Here is a 21,176-nt window from a genome sequence, read left to right on the forward strand (position 1 = left end):
ATGGGACTCGCGCGTCGCCTCTATCGCGGCGAGATCGACGTCGACTTCGTCGGCAAATGGAGGCTGTGGTACAGCCTGTCCGGCTTCCTGCTGCTCGTGTCGCTGGCCGGTCTGCTGTTCAACGGCCTCAACCTGGGCGTGGAGTTCAAGGGCGGCACGGTCTACTCGTTCAAGGCCCCGACGGCCACCGTCGAGACCATCCGCGAGTCCATCCGCGAGGAGGGCGTGCACCAGGTGATCGTCCAGTCGGCCGGCGACGGCTGGCGGGTGACCACCGAGAGCCTGTCGGAGGACACCCGGGCACAGGTGCAGTCCGAGATCGCCAAGGACTTCAACACGCCGGCCGGCGAGGTCAGCATCCAGGCCATCGGCCCGTCCTGGGGCGGTGAGGTCTCCCAGCAGGCCTGGATCGGCCTCGGCGTGTTCATGGTGGCGATCATCCTGTATCTGTCGATGGCGTTCGAGCCGAAGATGGCGCTGGCCGCCATCGTCGCGCTCATCCACGACCTCGTCATCACGGCCGGCATCTACGCCTGGTCGGGGTTCGAGGTCACGCCGGCGACGCTGCTCGGCTTCCTGACCATCCTCGGTTACTCGCTCTACGACGCGGTCGTGGTGTTCGACATGATCAAGGAGGTCACGGCCAAGCTGGGGCACACGTCGAAGATGACGTACTCGATGGCGGCCAACAACGCGCTCAACCACACGCTGATCCGGTCGCTCAACACCTCGCTGGTCGCGATCCTGCCGGTGGCGGCGATCTTGTTCATCGGCACCACGCTCCTTGGCGCGGGCACGCTGAAGGACCTGTCGCTGGCCCTGTTCGTCGGCATGATCGTCGGCACGTACTCCTCGCTCTGCGTGGCCACGCCGCTGCTGGTGACGCTGAAGGAGCGCGAGCCGAAGTACCAGGCCATCGCCAGGAGGCTCGCCTCCACGGGTGGTGGCAAGAAGGGTTCCAAAAGCGCCGCGGTAGCCAAGGGGTAGCCCGTACCGCATAGCCGACGCCCTCGCCCGTGACCGGGCGGGGGCGTCGCGTTGTGACCGGCCCAGGGCTGGGCGGCGACCGGGAACGGGGCGGGTCCGGTCCGCTTGGGGGCCGGAATGCATCATCATGGAGCCCGGCACACGGCCGGTGGAGAGAGGCGAGGAAGCCATGAGCGAGCTGAGCACGATGATCTTGGATCGGATCCGGGACATCCCGGATTACCCGAAGCCGGGAGTCATGTTCAAGGACATCACCCCGCTTCTGGCGGACCCTGTGGCGATGGCCGCCGTGGTGGAGGAGCTGGCCGGGCTGCACCAGGTGGACAAGATCGTGGGGATCGAGGCGCGCGGGTTCATCCTGGCCGCGCCGGTGGCGTACCGGGCGGGGGCCGGGTTCGTGCCGGTGCGCAAGAAGGGGAAACTGCCCGCCGCGACCCTCGAAGAGTCCTACGATCTGGAATACGGCTCCGCCACCATCGAGGTGCACCGTGACGCTTTCGCGCCCGGTGACCGGGTTCTCATCGTCGACGACGTGCTCGCCACGGGCGGCACGGCGAAGGCGGCCGTGGAATTGGTGGAGAGGGCCGGCGCCGAGGTCGTGGGCATCGCGGTGCTGATGGAGCTGGCATTTCTCAAGGGCCGGGAGCGTTTGCCGGGAGTGGAGTTGCATTCCCTGGTGATCGTCTGAGCCCGGCCGGCGACAGCCGGGCTTTGCCACCTGGATACACTGGGGGATCTGGACTCGAACGTGAGGAGCCAAATCGCGTGAGGAGTCATTGCGGGAGGAGTCTGTGTGCCCCGTGATGCGGTCGTGCCCGACGTAACCGACTCCGGCAGTGCCGAGCCGAGCGGCGTGCCGGCGACGCGCCGGCGGCGGTTTGGGGGTGGGGCCATGAACCCGGTGCTGGAGCCGCTGTTCCGCACGGTCCGCGCCACCCACCCCAAGGCCGACCTGCGCGTGATCGAGCGTGCCTACGACGTCGCCGCCTACCACCACCGCGACCAGAAGCGGAAGTCCGGCGACCCGTACATCACGCATCCGCTCGCCGTGGCCACCATCCTCGCCGAGCTCGGCACCGACGACGAGACGTTGTGCGCGGCGCTGCTGCACGACACCGTCGAGGACACCGCCTACAGCCTCGACGAGCTGCGCGGCGACTTCGGCGAGACCATCGCGTCCCTGGTCGACGGCGTCACCAAGCTGGACAAGGTGAAGTTCGGCGACGCCGCCCAGGCCGAGACCGTACGCAAGATGGTGGTCGCGATGGCGCGCGACATCCGCGTGCTGATCATCAAGCTGGCCGACCGGCTGCACAACATGCGCACCATGCGCTACCTGCCCGAGCACAAACGGCACCAGAAGTCCCGTGAGACCCTGGAGATCTTCGCGCCGCTGGCCCACCGCCTGGGCATGAACACGATCAAGTGGGAGCTCGAGGACCTCGCCTTCGCCATGCTCTACCCCAAGCGCTACGACGAGATCGCGCGCATGGTGTCGGAGCGGGCGCCGCGCAGGGACCTGTTCCTGCAGGAGGTCATCGAGAAGGTCTCCGGCGACCTGCGCGAGGCGAAGATCCGCGCGGTGGTCAAGGGCCGGCCGAAGCACTACTACTCGGTCTACCAGAAGATGATCGCGCGTGACGTGGCGTTCGACGACATCTACGACCTGGTGGGCATCCGCGTCCTGGTCGACACCGTGCGCGACTGCTACGCGGCGCTCGGGACCATCCACGCCCGGTGGAATCCGGTGCCCGGGCGGTTCAAGGACTACATCGCGATGCCCAAGTTCAACATGTACCAGTCGCTGCACACGACGGTGATCGGTCCCGAGGGCAAGCCGGTGGAGCTGCAGATCCGCACCCACGCGATGCACCACAGGGCCGAGTACGGCGTGGCCGCGCACTGGAAGTACAAGGAGGAGGTCGGCGGCTCGGGCCCTCCCGGCAAGGTCAAGCCGGGCAGCGACATGGCCTGGCTGCGCCAGCTCCTCGACTGGCAGAAGGAGACCTCCGACCCGGGCGAGTTCCTGGATTCGCTGCGCTTCGACCTGTCGGTCTCCGAGGTCTACGTGTTCACCCCGAAGGGGCAGGTCATCGCGCTGCCCGAGGGGGCCACTCCCGTCGACTTCGCCTACGCCGTGCACACCGAGGTGGGTCACCGCTGCATCGGGGCCCGCGTCAACGGGCGGCTGGTGCCGCTGGAGTCGCGGCTGGGCAACGGTGACACCGTCGAGATCTTCACCTCCAAGTCGCCGGACGCCGGGCCGTCGCGCGACTGGCTGAAGTTCGTCAAGTCGGGCCGGGCCCGCAACAAGATCCGGCAGTGGTTCTCCAAGGAGCGCCGCGAGACCGCGATCGAGGCGGGCAAGGAGGCCATCGGCCGCGCCATGCGCAAGCAGGGGCTGCCGCTGCAGCGGCTGATGTCCGGCGAGGCGCTGCTGGCCTTGGCCCGCGACCTGCGCTACCCCGACGTGTCGGCCCTGTACGCGGCCGTGGGGGAGGGGCACATCGCGGCGCAGGCCGTCGTGCAGAAGCTCGTGGCCTCGATCGGCGGCGTCGACAGCGCCGAGGAGGACATCGCCGAGACCGCCCTGCCGACCCGGCTGCGCGGCCGCCCCCGGGGCGGCGGCGCGGGCGTCGTGGTGGCGGGGGACGCCGACGTATGGGTGCGTCTGTCGAAGTGCTGCACCCCGGTGCCCGGTGACGAGATCGTCGGATTCGTCACCCGCGGGCACGGAGTGTCCGTGCACCGGGGCGACTGCACCAACGTGCAGCAGCTCAAGTCGCAGCCGGACCGGCTGGTGGAGGTCAGCTGGTCGCCGAGCGACGACAGCGTCTTCCTGGTGGCCATCCAGGTGGAGGCGCTGGATCGGCCGCGCCTGCTGTCCGACGTCACCCGGACGCTGTCCGACCAGCACGTCAACATCCTGAGCGCTTCGGTCACGACGTCGCGGGACCGGGTCGCGATCAGCAAGTTCACGTTCGAGATGGGGGACCCGAAGCACCTGGGGCACGTCCTGAAGGCCGTGCGCAGCATTCAGGGGGTCTTCGACGTCTACCGGGTCAGCGGAGCCGGCAGCTGACCGACGGCCCCTCGCGGGGCTTCGGTCCTTTCGCTCGGGCTCGGCAGGCGAGGGTGGCCCACTCTGGACCGCTGCGTTGGCAGGGCGCCGTGGGCGCTGCCGCGTGGTGCCGGCCGATGCCGCCACCGGATCACCGTGCTGCCGATCAGAGGCTTCGGGGCTTGACGTCCATCTGGGGCGCCGGCCGCCGAGCCGCCGGACCGGGCCGTGCCGGCGGGTCAGCGGGGGCGCAGGTCGGGGAGGTTGACGACGATGGCCTCCTGGGTGCTGCGGGCGATCACGACGACCGCCTCCTGAGCCGGGTCCGGGTTCTCCTCGCGATGAGGCACGTACGGCGGCACGAAGACGTAGTCGCCGGGCTTGGTCTCCAGCCGCACCTCCCGCGCTCCCTCCAGGAACACGAACGACGGCGTGCCGCTGACCACGTAGATCGCCGTCTCCGACGCCCCATGGTGATGATCGGAGGACCGGGTGGCCGGCGCCACGTGCGTCTGCCCCATCCACAACCGCGCCGACCCGGCGGTGGCCCCGCTGATGGCCGCCAGCCGCCGCATGCCCGAGCTCTGCGCCGTGCCGCCCGAGAGCCCCTCTGCGGGCACGTGACGCAGCGGCCGGTGAAACGGGTCGCCCTCGGCCCGATAGCCCTCCCAGAGCCGCCCTCCCGCCCCCTCAAGCACATCTGAGGCCACGGCGGCCAGCCGTGCCGGGTCGTCGTGCGCGGCGAGCAGCTCGGCGGCCAGGTCCGGGTCGTGCGCGCGGAGCTCGCGCAGCAGCCACTTGCCGCTGCCCTGCCACCTGCGCCCGAACCCCAGCGCCATCCTGGCCGTCTCCTGCACCACCTGCCACCGGATGAACGTCTGCTCGCCGGGATCGATCGCCCCCGACAGGTCGTCCAGGAGGTCGGAGAGCGCGTATCTGGCCCGCTCGGCCTCTGTGTCCGTCAACCCGCCCGGGCCGGCCGCCAGGCGCTCGCTCAGGGCCGTCTGGAGGTCGCTGGCCCGGCCGCTGGTCCGGTCGGTCAGCACCGCGCCCTCGGCGCACATGCGCGCCAGGGTCGGCTGCCGCCGGTCGAAGTCCTTGTCGAGGTAGGCGTGCAGGCTGGTCTCGCTGTGCACGAACAGCTCGACCGGCCACCCGCGCCAGCGCAGCGACTCGCGATAGGGGACGGGCAGGCCGTCGAGCACCACGACGACGTCCAGGTCCGACGTGCTGGTGCGCTGCTCGGTGAGCACGCTGCCGCCGACGAAGGCGTACAGGGCCCCCGGGAACATCTCCTCGACGAGAGCGCGAGCGACGCTGACGGGATCCATGGCGCAAGCCTAGATCGCAGGCCGCTTCGCGTGCCGCCCGATTCCCCACGATCGGGCGGGAAGGCGACGTCAGCTGAACTCGGCCAGCGTCCGCTCGGCCTCCTCGAGCCAGGAGCGGCGGGCCACCAGGGCTTCCTCGGCCTCCTTGACGTCCTTGGCACGCCCGGCCGCCTGCGCCTTGGCCAGCCGCTTCTCCAGCTGCTCGATCGAGGTGCGCAGCTGGTCGACCGTGCTCTGCGCGCGGGCCCTGGCCTCAGGGTTGGACCGCTTCCACTCGGCGTCCTCGGCCTTGCGCACGGCCTCGTCGACCTTGCGCAGCCCGCCCTCGAGCCGGTCGCGCTGCTCGCGCGGCACCGGGCCCGCGGCCTCCCACCGCTCCAGGATGTGCCGCAGCGCGCCCCGGGCCGTACGTACGTCGGTGACCGGGAGAATCTTCTCCGCCTCGGCCAGGAGCTCCTCCTTGACCTGCGCGTTGGCCGCCAGCGAGGCGTCCCGCTCGGCGAAGACCGCCGACCGGGCCTGGAAGAACTGGTCCTGCGCGGCCTTGAAGCGGGCCCACAGCTCGTCCTCGGCCTCCCGCGAGGCCCGCCCTGCGCTCTTCCACTGCTGCATCAGCTCGCGGTAGACGGCCGCGGTCTGGCCCCAGTCGGTGGAGTCCGCGAGCGCCTCGGCCTCGGCCACGATGCGCTCCTTGGCCGCGCGGATGCCCTCGCGCTGCTCGTCCAGGCCCGCGAAGTATTGCTTGCGCCGCTTGGCGAACGCCGTGCGGGCGGCCGACAGCCGCTTCCACAGCGCCGCCTCGGTGACCCTGTCGATGCGGTCGGCGGCCTTCCACTCCTCGACCAGCTGGCGCAGCCGCTCGCCGCCCGACTTCCAGTGGGTAGTCTCGTCGGCGATCCGCTCGGCCTCGCCGACGATGCGCTCCTTGACCGCCCTGGCCTCGGCGCGCGCGTGATCACGGGCCGCCTTGACCTCCTCGCGGCGCTGGGCGACCAGCTCCGTCAGGCCGTCCAGGCGGGTGGTCAGCGCGGCCAGGTCGCCGATGGCATGGGCGTCCGCGACGGCCTCGCGCAGCTTGGCGATGCTGGCCTCGGCCTGCGCCGGTGCCAGATCCGTGCCCCGAACCCGCTGCTCGAGCAGCTGAACCTGGCCCGCCAGCTCGTCGTACTTGCGATGGAAGTACGCCAGTGCCTCTTCGGGTTCACCGGCCTGCCAGGAGCCGACGGCCCGCTCTCCCTCAGCCGTACGCACGTAGACGGTGCCGTCGTCGTCTACCCGGCCCCACGGGTCGGTGCTCACCGTGTCCTCCCGCACTATCCATCAGACCCTTCGGGACTACTTCGTCCCTAGTTTGTATTACGTCAGCTCTTGCCGGCGATTGTCACGTCTTTGATTTCGACGGATTGCTTCGGTGCTCCCGTCCCGTCCCCCATGTCGGCGATGACGCCTGCTTTGCTTACCTTGTCCAGGATGTCGAGCCCCTTGGTGATCGTACCCACCGGCGTGTAAAGCGGGTCGAGTTGGATGTCTCCGAAAACGAGGAAGAACTGGCTTCCCGTGCTGCCCGGCGCCTGGGTTTTGGCCATCGCCATCACGCCGCGCTTGTACTGGGCACCCTGCAGGTTCTCCTCGGCCATGACGAAACCGGGGCCGCCCGAGCCGTCCTGGCTCTTGCCGTCGGCCTTGGCGGTCGGGTCGCCGCACTGCAGCATCGGGAACTTGTCGCTGCCGAGCCGGTGGCACTTGCTGCCGTCGTAGTACTTCTTCTTCGCCAGGAATTCCAGCGAGTTGGTCGTGCAGGGCGCCTTGGCGTTGTTGAGCTCGACCACGATGTCGCCCTGATTGGTCTTGAACGTCATCGTCTTCGTGGCGGGCGTGGTCTTGACGCTCTTCGGCGGCATGCCGACGTCCTTGACCTGCCCGCCGGCGGTGTCCTTGACATAGTCGCAGGTGCCGGTCGCCGCGTCGTACGGCTTCGGCCCCGTGCTCGCGCTCGGCGCCGCCGTGGCGGTGTCGGCGGCCGACGCCGAGGGCGTGGCGGCCGCTTCCGTGGTTTGATCACCGCCGCCCAGCAGGGCGACCGCCGCCACGATGCCGCCGACCACGATCACCACGCCCACAGTGGAGCCGATGATCGCCGTGCGCTTGGCCTTCTGCTCGCGCTCGACACGGCGCTGCATCTGCCGTTCGTAGTGCTCACGCGCCAGCTGCTTCTGCCGGTCCTTCCCCGTGGCCACCGCTTTGCCTCCCATAGTCAATCAACTGAGGTGGGCGAATCGTATCGGCCAATGGGTAATGATTCGCAGCCCGGCGACCCGCACCGGTACCCTTCGGTTACATTCCCATTGGCTTTTCGACGAGATCACCTGAGGCAGATGCTCATCGCCGGCTTCCCCGCAGGGGCCTTCCAGACCAATTGTTACGTCGTCGCGCCTGCCGCCGGTGAGGAGTGCGTCATCGTCGATCCAGGTCAGGACGCGACCGAAGCCGTCGACGAGCTGCTGCGCGAGCACCGGCTCAAGCCGGTCGCGGTCCTGCTCACCCACGGTCACCTCGACCACGTCTGGTCGGTCGCCCCGGTGTGCGGCGCGCGCGACGTCCCCGCGTGGATCCATCCCGAGGACCGCCACCTGCTGAGCGACCCGGCCGCGGGCTGGTCCGACACGAGCGCCTCGCTGTTCGGCGGCCTCACGCTGAGCGAGCCCGACGACGTGCGCGAGCTGACCGACGGCGCGGTCCTCAAGCTGGCCGGCCTCGAGCTCGTGGTGGACCACACGCCCGGCCATACCAGGGGGTCGGTGAGCTTCCGGCTGCCCGATGACGAGGTCATGTTCTCGGGCGACCTGCTGTTCGCCGGCTCCATCGGACGCTCTGACCTGCCCGGGGGCGACTACCCGACGATCCTGCGCAGCCTGGCCGCCAAGTGCCTGCCGCTGCCTGACGATACGGTCGTCCTGCCGGGCCACGGACCACAGACCACGATCGGCCGCGAGCGCGCTACCAACCCATACTTGAAAGAAGCAGCGCCGCACGCCGGTCCCACACGAGGGATCTAATGAGCTTCCAAGCACCCAAAGGCGTCAAGGAGTACGTCCCACCGCAGGCCTCGACGTTCTACGCGATTCGCGGAGCGTTCGCGGAGACGGCCAGGCGTGCGGGCTACGCCTACCTCGAGACTGCGGTTTTCGAGGACACCCAGCTGTTCGCGCGCGGCGTCGGCGAGTCCACCGACGTCGTGAGCAAGGAGATGTACACCTTCACCGACCGCGGCGGCAGGTCGCTGACGCTGCGCCCGGAGTTCACCGCCGGCGTGCTGCGCGCGGTCCTGGAATATGGCCTGCACCGCGGCCAGCTCCCGGTGAAGGTCTGGACCGACGGCCCGGTCTTCCGCGCCGAGGCGCCTCAGGAGGGCCGCTACCGCCAGTTCTACCAGCTCGACCTGGAGGCGATCGGCAGCGAGGACCCGGCCGTCGACGCCGAGACCATCGCGCTGGCCTGGCAGTGGTACTCCGCGCTCGGCCTCACCCAGGTGCGGTTGCTGCTCAACTCGCTGGGCTGCAAGGAATGCCGCCCGGCTTACCGCGCCCGGTTGCAGGAGTTCCTGCGCGCGCTCGACCTTGACGAGGCCACCAGGGCCCGAATCGAGATCAATCCGTTGCGCGTGCTCGACGACAGGCGCCCCGAGGTCCGTGCGCAGCTGGAGGGAGCGCCGCTCATCGGCGACCACCTCTGCCCTGCCTGCAAGGCCTACCACGACCGGGTCAAACAGCTGCTGGCCGACCTCGGCGTCTCGTGGGAGGACGCGCCCAGGCTGGTGCGCGGGCTCGACTACTACACCCGCACCACCTTCGAGTTCGACCACCCGCTGCTGGGCGCACAGTCCGGCATCGGCGGTGGCGGCCGCTACGACGGGCTCTCCGAGGCCATCGGCGGGCCACCGTTGCCCGGCATCGGCTTCGGCCTCGGCCTCGACCGCACGGTGATCGCCATGGAGAGGGAGGGCATCGCGCTCGCCGCCCCGCCTCGGTGCGAGGTGTACGGTGTGGCGCTGGGCGACGAGGCGGCGCGCGCCATGTTCAAGCTCGTGAACGAGCTGCGCGCGGCCGGTGTCGCCGCCGACATGGCCTACGGCGGCAAGGGGCTCAAGGGCGCCATGAAGGGCGCCGACCGTTCGGGCGCCGCGTTCGCGCTGATCCTGGGCGATCGCGACCTGGCCGCCGAGGCCGTGCAAGTGAAAGACCTGACCACCGCTGACCAGACCGAGGTGCCCTTGGCCGAGGTCGTCGAATTCTTGAAAGGGAAAGTGCAGTGATCCGCACGCATACGGCCGGGTCGCTCCGCGAGGAGCACGCCGGGCAGCAGGTGACGCTCGCGGGATGGGTGGCCCGCCGCCGCGACCATGGCGGCGTGGTCTTCATCGACCTGCGTGACGCCTCCGGCTCGGCGCAGGTGGTCTTCCGCGAGGAGGACCACGCCCACGACCTGCGCGCCGAATACTGCGTGAAGGTCGTCGGCGCGGTCCGCCTGCGCCCCGAGGGCAACGAAAACCCCGACCTGCCCACCGGCAGGATCGAGGTCGTGGCCGACACGGTGGAGGTGCTGAGCGAGTCGGCGCCGCTGCCGTTCCCAATCGAGGGCAACGTGGGCGTGTCGGAGGAGGCGCGGCTGAAATACCGCTACCTCGACATCCGCCGCCAGCAGGTGGCCACTGCGATGCGCACCCGCTCCAAGGCCACCTACCTCGCCAACGAGGTCATGCACGAGCTCGGCTTCGTCTACGTCGAGACGCCCACGCTGACCCGCTCCACCCCCGAGGGCGCCCGCGACTTCCTCGTGCCGGTGCGCCTGCAGCCCGGCAACTGGTATGCCCTGCCGCAGTCGCCCCAGCTGTTCAAGCAGTTGCTGCAGGTGGGCGGGCTCGAGCGTTACTACCAGCTTGCCAAGTGCTACCGCGACGAGGACCTGCGGGCCGACCGGCAGCCGGAGTTCACCCAGATCGACGTCGAGATGTCCTTCGTGGACCAGGAGGACGTCATCGAGGTGGGCGAGAAGCTGATCGGCCGGCTGTGGAAGGAGATCGCCGGCTACGAGCTGCCCACGCCGCTGCCGCGCATGACGTACGCCGACGCCATGGCCCGCTACGGCTCCGACAAGCCCGACCTGCGCTTCGGCCAGGAGCTGGTCGAGATGACCGCCTACTTCGCGAACACGTCGTTCCGCGTCTTCCAGGCCGAATACGTCGGCGCGGTCGTCATGCCGGGCGGCGCCTCGCAGACCCGCAAGGAGCTCGACGGCTGGCAGGAGTGGGCCCGCTCGCGCGGCGCCAAGGGCCTGGCCTACGTGCTCGTGCAGGAGGACGGCACGCTCGGTGGCCCGGTGGCCAAAAACCTGTCCGAGGAGGAGGCCGGCGGGCTGGGGGCCAAGGTCGGCGCCAACCCGGGTGACGCGATCTTCTTCGCGGCCGGCCCCCGGCACTCCTCCCGCGACCTGCTCGGCGCCGCCCGCCTGGAGATCGGCCGGCGCTGCGACCTGATCGACGAGTCGGCGTGGTCGTTCCTGTGGGTCGTCGACGCCCCCATGTTCGAGCCGGTGCACGACGAGGTGGGCCGCGAGATCGGCTGGACGGCCGTGCACCACCCGTTCACCGGTCCCAAGCCGGAGTGGGCCGACAACTTCCAGGACCACCCGGGCGAGGCCCTCGCCTACGCCTATGACATGGTGTGCAACGGCATGGAGATCGGCGGCGGCTCGATCCGTATCCACCGGGCCGAGATGCAGCAGCGCGTCTTCGACGTGCTCGGCATCTCCAAGGAGGAGGCCGAGAGCAAGTTCGGCTTCCTGCTCGAGGCGTTCAAGTACGGCCCGCCGCCGCATGGCGGCATCGCCTACGGCTGGGACCGGATCTGCATGCTGCTGTCCGGCGGCGACTCGATCCGCGACGTGATCGCCTTCCCGAAGACGGCCTCCGGCTTCGACCCGCTCACCGCCGCGCCCACGCCGATCACGGCCGACCAGCGCAAGGAGGCGGGCGTCGACGCCCAGCCCAAGGCCTGAACGACGGCCGCTCAAGGCGTGAACGCAAGAACGGCAGGCGCCCGCGTCGCGGGGCCTGCCGTTCTTGTGTCTCCTACTTGACCGTGACGCTCTTGATCACGATCGGCGTCTTCGGGGCGGTGGAGCCGCCGTCGCCGGTGATGTCGTCCTCGTTGACGGTGACGCCGTCCTTGGCGATCTTCTCGATGATCTCCAGGCCCGACTTCACCATGCCCAGCACCGAATACTGCGGCTCGATCTGCGCGTTCTCGTCCGACATCGAGATGGCGAACTGGCTGCTGTTCTGGCCGGCCGCGTCCTGAGGCTGGGTCAGGAACACCACACCCCTGGTGTACGGCACCACGCCCACGGCCTCGTCGCCGAACACGTACCCCGCGGTGCCCAGGCCGTCCGTCGGGTTCTTGCCGTCCGCCTTGGCCTGAGGGTCGCCGCACTGCAGCAGGAACAGGCCGGTCGTCTCCGGCGTCGCGAGGCGGTGGCACTTGGTGTTGTCGTAGAACTTCTTCTTGGCCAGGAACGCCATGGAGTTCACCGAGCACGGGGTGGCGTTCGCGTCCACGTCGATGACGATGTCACCGTGGTTGGTCTTGATCGTCATCGTGCTGAGCTTCAGGTTGGGCTTCTTGCCGGGCATCCCCACGTACTTGTTCGGAACCGAGTCGTCCCGCTTGTACGTGCACGACACCGAGCCCGCCTTCTTCGGCGGCGTGGTGCTCGGGAGCTCTGTCGGCGCGGGGGCGGAGGCGGACGCCGACGCGGACGCCGAGGGCGTGCTCGCCGCCGAGGCCGCCTCACCGCCATCCTTGCTGACCAACGTGGTCGCGGCGAAGATGCCGCCCGCCACCACTACGACGGCCACGCCCGCGCCGATGAAGGTGTTCCGCCTCGCCTTGGAGGACTGCTCGGCCGCGGCGCGCTCCTTCTGCCGCTCCTTGTGCTCCCGCGCCAGCTCGCTCTTGCGGTCGTCGTCGCCGCTCACCGCTTGTCTCCTTCATCTTTGCCGTCACATGACCAAACAACTCCGCGCATGCTACCGGCCTCCGATATGTGCCGGACGTAAGTGGCGAAAGCCGTGATGTGCGACTTGTGAGGTCGCGAACCATATGGTGCTCACATTCGTAGTTGAAATGAGCACTAAGGAGCCCCCATGTTCGACCAGATCCTGGGCCTCCCGGCCCACCCCCTGATCATCCACTTCGCCGTCGTGCTGACCCCGCTCCTCGTCGTCGCGGCCGCCGTCTACGCGCTGCTGCCGCGCTGGCGGCCGTACGTGGCCTGGGCCGTCGTCCTGCTCTGCCTGGCGGCGCCCGCGGCCGTCTACGCGGCCAAGGAGAGCGGCGAGAGCCTCAAGGCGGCCCGCTTCGCCACCGCCGGCGGCGAGGTGGGCGCCCGCATCTCCACCCACCAGAGCTTCGCCAACCCCTTGCTGCTGTCGGTGCTCGGGCTCGCCGCCGCCGCCCTGCTGCTGGTGTACGCCACCCGCCCGGCCCGCGACTCCGTGGGCGGCGACCGGTTCGGCCGCGCCGCGACGCTGACCCTGTCGGGACTGACGCTGGCGCTGGCCGGAGTCGCCAGCTACTACGTCTTCCGCGCTGGCGACTCCGGAGCGAGAGCCGTGTGGGGGCTGTAATCTCGCGTTGTGGAGAGCGTCTCTGACTGGCTGGGAGTGCCAATCGTGGTCGCGCCCTGGTGCCGATGTCGGCCCGTTGGTGCGCGTCCCTCCGGACGCTGGCCCACCAGGCCGGGGCCGGATGGGGGAGGGCACTCCGCGTCGCCTGGGCGCGGAGCGTTTACAGTTCGTAACTGTATGATTACTGTGGATCGCGAGTCAAGTGGATAGCCTGTTCGATTCGGCGGCTGAGGAGGCCACCCCGCAGCCCCTCGCGGTGCGCATGCGCCCGCGCACGCTCGACGAGGTGATCGGCCAGCGGCACCTGCTCGGCCAGGGCACCCCGCTGCGGCGCCTGGTCGAGAGCGAGGCCCCCATGTCGCTGTTCCTGTGGGGCCCGCCGGGCACCGGCAAGACCACGCTCGCCTACGTCGTCTCCAACGTCACCAAGCGCCGCTTCGTCGAGGTCTCGGCCGTGTCCGCCGGCGTCAAGGACGTGCGGGCCGCCATCGACAACGCCCGCCGCGAGCTGGGCATGACCGGGCGGCAGACCGTGCTGTTCGTGGACGAGGTGCACCGCTTCAACAAGGCACAGCAGGACGCCCTGCTGCCCGCCGTGGAAAACCGCTGGGTCACCTTCATCGGGGCGACCACCGAAAACCCGTTCTTCTCGGTCATCTCGCCGCTGCTGTCGCGCTCGCTGCTACTGACGCTGGAGTCCCTGTCCGAGGACGACATCCGCGTGGTGCTGGAGCGGGCCGTCGCCGACCCGCGCGGCCTGGACGGCCGCGTCACCCTCGCGCCCGAGGCACTGGAGCATCTCGTACGCCTCGCGGGCGGCGACGCGCGCCGGTCGCTGACCTACCTTGAGGCTGCGGCGCTGCTGGCCGACGACGTCACGGTCGAGGTCGTGGAGAAGGCCGTCGACAAGGCCGCCGTGCGCTACGACCGGCAGGGCGACCAGCACTACGACGTGATCAGCGCGTTCATCAAGTCGATGCGCGGCTCGGACGCCGACGCCGCACTCCACTATCTGGCCCGCATGATCGAAGCGGGCGAGGACCCGCGCTTCATCGCCCGCCGCATCGTCATCTTCGCCTCCGAGGACGTCGGCATGGCCGACCCCACCTGCCTGCAGACCGCCGTCGCCGCCGCGCAGGCAGTGCAGCTCATCGGCCTGCCCGAGGGGCAGATCAACCTGGCGCACGCCGTCATCCACTGCGCCCTGGCCCCCAAGTCCAACGCCGTCGTCAAGGCCATCGGGGCCGCGATCGGCGACGTGCGCCGCGGCCTGATCGGCCAGGTGCCCGGCCACCTGCGCGACGCCCACTACCCAGGGGCCGCCAAGCTGGGCCACGGGGACGGCTACAAATACCCGCACGACTTCGACCACGGGCTCGTCCGCCAGGACTACGCGCCCGAGCAGGTCCGCGAGCGCCGCTACTACGAGCCGACCCGGCACGGCGCCGAGGCCCCGGTCGCCGACCGCTGGGCCAAGATCCGCGACTTCCTGCGCGCAAAGCCGGACGCATAGGTGAAAGCCGTACTAAACAGCTGTTCACGGGGAATCACCACCGTGTGAAGGCGACCGTTACCTCCGGTGGCGGCCTGTTCGGCCCCACATCGATCACCTGGCGCATCCACACCGAGCCGCTCGCCTTGCCGGCGGTGCTGCGCGCCTTCCAGCTGCAGGCCCTTCATCCCCGCACCATCCGCGGCATCGCCCAGAACTGTCTGCTCGACGACCCCGAGGTGGCCCGCGAACGGCTGCGGCGGCAGCTCGCCTACCTCACGGTGCGCACGTTCGGCACCCGCGAGCAGGCCGAGCAGGCCGCCGAGCGGGTGCGCCGCGTGCACGCCCGCCTCATCGGCCTCGACACCGACACCGGCACTCTGTTCCGGGTGGACGACGAGGAGAACCTGCGGTGGGTCCACTGCGTGGAGACCTCCTCGCACCTGGAGGTGGCTCTGCGCGCCGGCGTGCCGCTCACCGGCGCGGAAGCCGACGCCTATGTGGCCGAGCAGCGGCGCAGCGCGAGTCTCGTCGGGCTGCGGGACGTGCCGGGCGACGTGCCGGAGCTGCGCGATTACCTCGAGGGCATGCGCCCGTACCTGTCGGCCACCGACGAGGCGCGCGACGCGCTGCGCCGCAGCCTCAGCCCGCAACTGTCATTGCGCATTCTGTGTCTATGGTCGCGCTCGCACGGGGCTCCGCTGGTCACGCAAGCTGCCGCTCTCCGCCCCAAGCTCGCCGCTCCGCTACTGACAGCGCCGCTGGCGCTCGGCTCGCTGCCCGCCGCGGGCGCCCTCGCCTTCGCCACGCTGCCCGAGTGGGCCAAGGAGATGTACGGCTGTCACGCGGGCAAGGCCACCGAGTACGCGGCCGGCACGGCGCTCAAGGCGTTGCGCGTGGCGGCGGCCGCCCTGCCGGATCGGCTGGTCGCGCCGGAGATCAGAGCGGCCCGCGGGCTCATGCGCGCGCTCGCGGGCGCGCCGGGAGCGGACGTGGCGGCCTGAGGCGGCTCGTCGTCCTCACCGATGTTGTCGCTCGGACGCGATAGGGTCGTGCCGTTCCGGCCCAGCGTACGAGGGAGAGAGCGGATGCTTACCGCTGGAGAGGTCGCCGGGCTGATCGCGGCCACGGGCTGGATCGTCCTGGTCTGCGTTCTCGCCATGGTGCTCGTCAAGCTCGCCAGGCTGCTCACGGAGACCACCAAGGCGGTCGCCGACCTCAACAACCGCCTCACGCCGCTGCTGGACGACCTGAGCGTCACGGTCAGCGAGACCAACAGGCAGCTGATCGCCGTCGAGGCCATCGCCAGGGACGTCAAGCAGGTCAGCGGCCACGCGGCCAAGCTCAGCGCGGTGACGCAGACGGTCTTCACCGGACCGCTGATCAAGGTGTCGTCGCTGACCTACGGCGTGCGGCGCGCCATCGAGGCCCGCCGGCCGCGCAGAGCCGTGCCGAGGCGGACGCGATGATCAGAAGGCTGTTCTACCTTTCGCTCGGCGCGTTCCTCGCCATGTGGGTGATGCGCAGGCTGCAAGCGCTCCATCCCAACCATGTCATCCACAGGACTGCGGACGGTGCGGCAGGCATGCTCCGGCAGGTGAGAGACTTTACCTCTGACGCGCTAGGCGAGGCCGCCGAGCGCGAAACCGAGTTGCGGGCACGCTTCGGGCTCGACAACGTTGAAGACAACAACTGACTAAACGCAAAGGATGGCCATCATGGAGTCGGCAGAGATCGCCCGCCGCTTCCTGCGCTTCTTCGAGGAGCGTGGGCACAAGATAGTGCCCTCGGCCAGCCTGATCGCTGAGGACCCGACGCTTCTCCTGGTCAATGCGGGTATGGTGCCGTTCAAGCCGTACTTCCTGGGGCAGCGCAAGCCTCCGGCGTCACGGCTGGCCACCGCGCAGAAGTGCGTGCGCACCCCCGACATCGACGAGGTCGGCAAGACCACCCGGCACGCGACGTTCTTCCAGATGCTGGGCAACTTCTCCATCGGCGACTACTTCAAGTCCGAAGTGATCCCTTTCGCGTGGGAGCTGCTCACCAGGTCCGAGTCCGACGGCGGCTTCGGCTTCCCCGAGGACAAGCTGTGGGCGACGGTCTACCTCGAGGACGACGAGGCCTACGACCTCTGGCGCAACAAGGTCGGCCTGCCCGAGCACCGCATCCAGCGCCGCGGCCTGGAGGACAACTACTGGCACATGGGGGTGCCAGGCCCGGGCGGCCCCTGCTCGGAGATCTACTACGACCGCGGCGCCGAATACGGCAAGGAGGGCGGTCCGGTCGCCGACGAGGACCGCTACCTCGAGGTGTGGAACCTCGTCTTCATGCAATACCAGCTCAGCCAGGTCCGCACCAAGGTCGACTTCGACGTGGCGGGCGAGCTGCCGGCGAAGAACATCGACACCGGCATGGGCCTGGAGCGCATGGCGGCGATCCTGCAGGGCGTCGACAACATCTACGAGATCGACACCACCTACAAGATCCTCGACAAGGCGGCCGAGCTCACCAAGACCCGTTACGGCCGCGACCACCGCTCCGACGTCAGCCTGCGGGTGATCGCCGACCACGTGCGCACCGGCACCATGCTGGTGGCCGACGGCGTCATGCCCGGCAACGAGGGCCGCGGTTACGTGCTGCGCCGCATCCTGCGCCGTTCGGTGCGCAACCTGCGCCTGCTCGGCTCCGGCGACGAGCGCTATATGCACGAGCTCACCGACGTCGCGATCAACGTGATGGGCGAGCAATACCCCGAGCTCAAGGCCGACGCGCCGCAGATCCACGGAGTCATCGACGCGGAGGAGGCCTCCTTCCTCGGCACGCTGCGCACCGGCACCGCGATCTTCGACGTGGCCGTCGAGGAGACCAAGCGCAAGTCCGGCACCACGATCCCCGGCGACCAGGCGTTCAAGCTGCACGACACCTACGGCTTCCCGATCGACCTGACGCTGGAGATGGCGGCCGAGCACGGGCTCAAGGTCGACGAGGAGGGCTTCCGCCGCCTCATGAAGGAGCAGCGGCAGCTGGCCAAGGCCGACGCGGCGGCGAAGAAGACCGGCAACGCCGACATCTCCGTCTTCGGGCAGCTGCTCGAGGCGGCAGGCAAGATCGAGTTCCTCGGCTACGACCAGACCGAGGCCGACACCAGCGTGGTGGGCATCCTGGTGGACGGCGCGTCCGTCCCCGCGGCGGGCGCGGGCTCGACCGTGGAGGTGGTGCTCGGGCGCACCCCGTTCTACGCCGAGGGCGGCGGCCAACTCGCCGACCAGGGCGTGATTCGCACCAGCGGCGCCGAAGTCGAGATCGTCGACGTGCAGTCCCCGCTGCCCGGGCTCGTCGTGCACCGCGGCAAGGTCCGCAGCGGCGAGCTGAGGGTCGGGGACGAGGCGCAGGCCGAGATCGACATCGAGCGCCGCCGCGCGATCTCCCGTAGCCACAGCGCGACCCACCTCGTCCACCGCGGCTTCAAGAACGCGCTCGGCGAGACCGCGGCGCAGGCCGGCTCGGAAAACTCGCCCGGCCGCTTCCGTTTCGACTTCACCGCATCGGGCGCGGTCCCGGCCAGCGTGCTGCGCGACGTCGAGGACGAGGTCAACGCGGTGCTCATCAACGACCTCAAGGTCAACGCCTTCTACACCTCGCAGGCGGAGGCCAGGGCGATGGGTGCGCTGGCGATGTTCGGCGAGAAATACGGCGACGAGGTCCGCGTGGTCGAGATCGGCGACTACTCGCGCGAGCTGTGCGGTGGCACCCACGTGCACAGCTCCGGCCAGCTCGGCCTGGTCAAGGTGCTGGGCGAGCAGTCGGTCGGCGCGGGCGTGCGCCGCGTCGAGGCGCTCGTCGGCATCGACGCGTTCCGGTTCCTGGCGCGTGAGAGCGTGCTGGTCAACCAGCTCACCGAGCAGCTCAAGGCGCGTCGCGAGGAGTTGCCTGAGCGCATCGACGGCATCGTCACCCGGCTGCGCACGGCCGAGAAGGAGCTGGAAAGGCTCCGCTCGGCGCAGGTGCTCGAGGCGGCCGGTGATCTGGTGGCCCAGGCTCGTGACCTGCGGGGAGTCTCCGTCGTGACACACCGCGCGCCTGATGGCACCGGCCCCGATGACCTGCGTAAGCTCGCGCTTGATGTGCGTGGCAGGTTCCCGGCCGACCGGCCGGCGGTCGTCCTGATCGCCGGCGTCCCCTCCGACCGGCCCGTGGTGGTTGCCGCGGTCAACGAGGCGGGGCGCGAGCGGGGGCTCAAGGCCGGACAGCTGGTCGGCGTCGCCGCCAAGGCGCTTGGGGGTGGCGGCGGTGGCAAGGACGATGTCGCGCAAGGCGGTGGCACACGACCGGAGGCGATCGGCGACGCGCTGCGCCTGGTTGAGGAGGCCATCGCGGGGCAGCTCGGCTGACATGAGGTTCGGTTCACGGATCGGCGTGGACGTCGGCTCCGTACGCGTCGGCGTGGCCCGCAGCGACCCTTCGGGGCTGCTGGCCACGCCAGTCGAGACAGTCAAGCGGGGCAAGGGCGACCTCGACCGCATCGCCGCGATCGTCGCCGAGCACGACGCGATCGAAGTCGTGGTGGGACTGCCCACCTCGATGTCGGGCCGCGAGGGGCAGGCGGCCACGCTGGCCCGCCAGTTCGCCACCGCTCTGGCCGCCCGGCTCGCGCCGACGCCCGTACGGCTCTTCGACGAGCGGCTGACCACGGTAGCCGCCCAGCAAGGACTGCGGGCCAGCGGCGTGAAGGCCAAGAAACAGCGTGGCGTCGTCGATCAGGCGGCGGCTGTCGTGCTGCTGCAGGATGCGCTCGACTCCGAGCGTGCCACGGAAAGACCACCAGGCAGGCCCGTCGCACCGCCCCCGGCGGACGACGGACCTGCCCGATGAGCGGGCGATTCACGGGGCAGGTCGGCACGGCGGCGACGGCGGGGGGCCGGTCGGCCGGGCGTGTGAGGGGGACGTCGAACGCGTCCCCCATGAGCGGGCACGCAGGTGCGGCGCCGATGGCGAGCCTTCCCAGGACGCGCGCGAGAGTGGCGCCGATGGCGGGCCTTCCCGGGACGCGTGCGAGAGTGGCGTTGATGGCGGGCCTTCCCGGGACGCGCGGGTGTGTGGTCGCAGGCCGGAGGGGCCAGGCGTTTGGCGGGGTGGTCGCATGAGCGGCGACGGCACCGGCGGACGCGCGCCGAATGACCCTCGTGAGGAGGAGCAGGGCGACGTCGGCGACGTGATCCCGTTCCAGGCCGACGACGACCCGCCCGAGGAGGCCGGGTCACAGGGTGGCGAGCGGGCCGAGCCCGAGGGCTCCCAAGACCGCGAGGGCTCCCAAGACCGCGAGGGCTCCCAAGACCGCGAGGGCTCCCAAGAGCGCGAGGGCTCCCAAGAGCGCGAGGGCTCCCAAGAGCGCGAGGGCTCCCAAGAGCGCGAGGACTCTCAGGAGCGCGAGGACTCTCAGGAGCGCGAGGACTCTCAGGAGCGCGAGGACTCTCAGGAGCGCCAGGACCCTCTGGAGGGGGAAGATGCCGAGGCGGACGACGTCCGGCTGCCGGCGCCCCGCAAGCAGGCCATGCGCACGGTCGCCCTGGTCTCAGCCGGCCTGATCGCGGCGGTGGTGGCACTGGCGCTAGGGGCGTTCGCGGTGCTCAAGCCGTACCTCAGCCCCGACGACTTCGAAGGCCCCGGCAGCGGTGCGGTGACCGTGCGGATCACACCCGGCTCCAGCGCGGAGGCCATTGGCTCGGCGCTCGCCGAGGCCGGGGTGGTGGCGAGCACGCAGTCGTTCGTCCGCGCGACGGAGGATCGCGCGGTGGCCGACCGGCTGCGGCCCGGGCACTACCGCCTGCGCAAGGGCATGGCCGCGGGCGCCGCGCTCGACCTGCTGCTCAGCCCCGCGTCCAGGGTGGTGCGGCGGGTCACTGTGCCCGAGGGCATGCGGGTGAGCGAGGTGCTGCCCCGCCTCGCCCGCCAGGCCGGGCTGCCGCTCAAGGACCTGCAGAGCGTGGACAAGGCCCTGGTCGGACTGCCCAAGTACGCGCCCGGGCTCGAAGGGTTCCTCTTCCCCGCCACGTACGAGATCGAGCCAGGGGACACGGCCGTGGACGTGCTCGCCGCGATGGTCGAGCGCTTCGGCGTCGCGGCCAAGAAGGTGCGGCTGGCCGAGCAGGCGGCGCGCGTGAAGCTGACGCCGCTGGAGGCCGTCACGGTGGCCAGCCTGATTCAGGCGGAGGGCGGCACTGACGAGGACTATCCCAAGATCTCCCGAGTGATCTACAACCGGCTCGCGAAGGGCACACCGCTCGAGATCGACAGCACCGTCCTGTACGCGCAGAACCGGCGGACACTGAGAGTAACGGAGCGCGATACCAAGGTGGACTCCCCCTACAACACCTACCGCCGCAAAGGACTGCCGCCAGGACCCATCGCCAATCCCGGGGAGAAGGCGCTGATGGCGGCCTTGCACCCGGCCAGGGGCGATTGGTACTGGTTTGTAACGACGGATCCGGCGCATAGAATCACCAAATTCACCAACAAAGAGAGCGAGTTCGTGAGATACCGGGAAGAGTTGAACAAGAACCTCGGGGCGAGCTGATGGCCGACGGGACCCCCTCCGTCCCCACGCAAAAGCTCCAACGCGGG

18 protein-coding genes are annotated in these 21,176 nt (G+C 69.9%); 14 read left to right on the top strand and 4 right to left on the bottom strand.

Annotated elements, in window-relative coordinates:
• The 3 genes from secF (at nt 1) to OHA25_RS32350 (ending at nt 4,069) form a co-directional block, all read left to right on the top strand.
• The gene (gene secF / locus OHA25_RS32340; RefSeq protein ID WP_327580730.1) at nt 1-987 is read left to right on the top strand and encodes a protein translocase subunit SecF; all 987 of its coding nucleotides are present in this window, start codon (nt 1-3) and stop codon (nt 985-987) included.
• 169 nt (nt 988-1,156) lie between these two features.
• A complete protein-coding gene (locus tag OHA25_RS32345) occupies nt 1,157-1,675 on the top strand; it encodes an adenine phosphoribosyltransferase (protein WP_305921678.1) in 519 nt (172 codons plus the stop codon).
• A gap of 105 nt (nt 1,676-1,780) precedes the next feature.
• Complete coding sequence (locus OHA25_RS32350; RefSeq protein ID WP_371825891.1) at nt 1,781-4,069, top strand: RelA/SpoT family protein; 2,289 nt, start codon at nt 1,781-1,783, stop codon at nt 4,067-4,069.
• Between the two features lie 218 nt (nt 4,070-4,287).
• On the opposite strand, the gene OHA25_RS32355 is transcribed toward OHA25_RS32350, so the two are convergent.
• The 3 genes from OHA25_RS32355 to OHA25_RS32365 all read right to left on the bottom strand — a co-directional run bounded on the left by OHA25_RS32355 (nt 4,288) and on the right by OHA25_RS32365 (nt 7,616).
• A complete protein-coding gene (locus OHA25_RS32355) occupies nt 4,288-5,379 on the bottom strand; it encodes a cupin domain-containing protein (RefSeq protein ID WP_327580731.1) in 1,092 nt (363 codons plus the stop codon).
• 69 nt (nt 5,380-5,448) lie between these two features.
• Nucleotides 5,449-6,678 carry a DUF349 domain-containing protein gene (locus OHA25_RS32360; protein ID WP_327580732.1) on the bottom strand — a complete coding sequence of 410 codons (1,230 nt, stop codon included), beginning with the start codon at nt 6,676-6,678 and terminating at the stop codon, nt 5,449-5,451.
• Nucleotides 6,679-6,740: 62 nt separating this feature from the next.
• Nucleotides 6,741-7,616 carry a peptidylprolyl isomerase gene (locus tag OHA25_RS32365; protein WP_327580733.1) on the bottom strand — a complete coding sequence of 292 codons (876 nt, stop codon included), beginning with the start codon at nt 7,614-7,616 and terminating at the stop codon, nt 6,741-6,743.
• A gap of 138 nt (nt 7,617-7,754) precedes the next feature.
• On the opposite strand from OHA25_RS32365, the gene OHA25_RS32370 reads away from it, so the two are divergent.
• From OHA25_RS32370 to aspS, 3 genes are read left to right on the top strand one after another with little or no spacing between them, the layout of a single operon-like run.
• Nucleotides 7,755-8,435 (top strand): MBL fold metallo-hydrolase, encoded by a 681-nt coding sequence (locus OHA25_RS32370; protein ID WP_327580734.1) that lies wholly within the window; start codon nt 7,755-7,757, stop codon nt 8,433-8,435.
• A complete protein-coding gene (hisS, locus tag OHA25_RS32375) occupies nt 8,435-9,691 on the top strand; it encodes a histidine--tRNA ligase (protein ID WP_327580735.1) in 1,257 nt (418 codons plus the stop codon). The genes OHA25_RS32370 and hisS overlap by 1 nt, the downstream gene beginning before the upstream one ends.
• Complete coding sequence (gene aspS, locus OHA25_RS32380) at nt 9,688-11,433, top strand: aspartate--tRNA ligase (RefSeq protein WP_327580736.1); 1,746 nt, start codon at nt 9,688-9,690, stop codon at nt 11,431-11,433. The genes hisS and aspS overlap by 4 nt, the downstream gene beginning before the upstream one ends.
• Nucleotides 11,434-11,506: 73 nt before the next feature.
• On the opposite strand, the gene OHA25_RS32385 is transcribed toward aspS, so the two are convergent.
• On the bottom strand, nt 11,507-12,412 hold the full coding sequence (locus tag OHA25_RS32385; protein ID WP_327580737.1) for a peptidylprolyl isomerase: 906 nt from the start codon (nt 12,410-12,412) through the stop codon (nt 11,507-11,509).
• Between the two features lie 168 nt (nt 12,413-12,580).
• Here OHA25_RS32385 and OHA25_RS32390 point away from each other — a divergent pair, with 168 nt between their 5' ends.
• From OHA25_RS32390 to mltG, 8 genes are all read left to right on the top strand, one after another.
• Nucleotides 12,581-13,063: a DUF2231 domain-containing protein gene (locus OHA25_RS32390; protein ID WP_327580738.1), complete on the top strand. Its 483-nt coding sequence runs from the start codon at nt 12,581-12,583 to the stop codon at nt 13,061-13,063.
• A gap of 202 nt (nt 13,064-13,265) precedes the next feature.
• The gene (locus OHA25_RS32395) at nt 13,266-14,576 is read left to right on the top strand and encodes a replication-associated recombination protein A (protein WP_442941925.1); all 1,311 of its coding nucleotides are present in this window, start codon (nt 13,266-13,268) and stop codon (nt 14,574-14,576) included.
• Between the two features lie 44 nt (nt 14,577-14,620).
• Nucleotides 14,621-15,559, top strand: a complete 939-nt coding sequence (locus tag OHA25_RS32400; protein ID WP_327580739.1) for an oxygenase MpaB family protein — start codon at nt 14,621-14,623, stop codon at nt 15,557-15,559.
• Between the two features lie 84 nt (nt 15,560-15,643).
• Entirely contained in the window at nt 15,644-16,024 is a 381-nt protein-coding gene (locus OHA25_RS32405) for a DUF948 domain-containing protein (RefSeq protein ID WP_327580740.1), read from the top strand.
• Complete coding sequence (locus OHA25_RS32410) at nt 16,021-16,251, top strand: hypothetical protein (RefSeq protein ID WP_327580741.1); 231 nt, start codon at nt 16,021-16,023, stop codon at nt 16,249-16,251. The genes OHA25_RS32405 and OHA25_RS32410 overlap by 4 nt, the downstream gene beginning before the upstream one ends.
• Before the next feature lie 22 nt (nt 16,252-16,273).
• Entirely contained in the window at nt 16,274-18,946 is a 2,673-nt protein-coding gene (gene alaS / locus OHA25_RS32415; RefSeq protein ID WP_327580742.1) for an alanine--tRNA ligase, read from the top strand.
• 1 nt (nt 18,947) lies between these two features.
• A complete protein-coding gene (gene ruvX, locus OHA25_RS32420) occupies nt 18,948-19,427 on the top strand; it encodes a Holliday junction resolvase RuvX (RefSeq protein ID WP_327580743.1) in 480 nt (159 codons plus the stop codon).
• Nucleotides 19,428-19,695: 268 nt separating this feature from the next.
• Entirely contained in the window at nt 19,696-21,129 is a 1,434-nt protein-coding gene (gene mltG, locus OHA25_RS32425) for an endolytic transglycosylase MltG (RefSeq protein ID WP_327580744.1), read from the top strand.
• Nucleotides 21,130-21,176 lie beyond the last annotated feature (47 nt).

The sequence above is a fragment of the Nonomuraea sp. NBC_00507 genome (genome assembly GCF_036013525.1).
In the GTDB taxonomy this organism is placed as follows: Bacteria; Actinomycetota; Actinomycetes; order Streptosporangiales; family Streptosporangiaceae; genus Nonomuraea.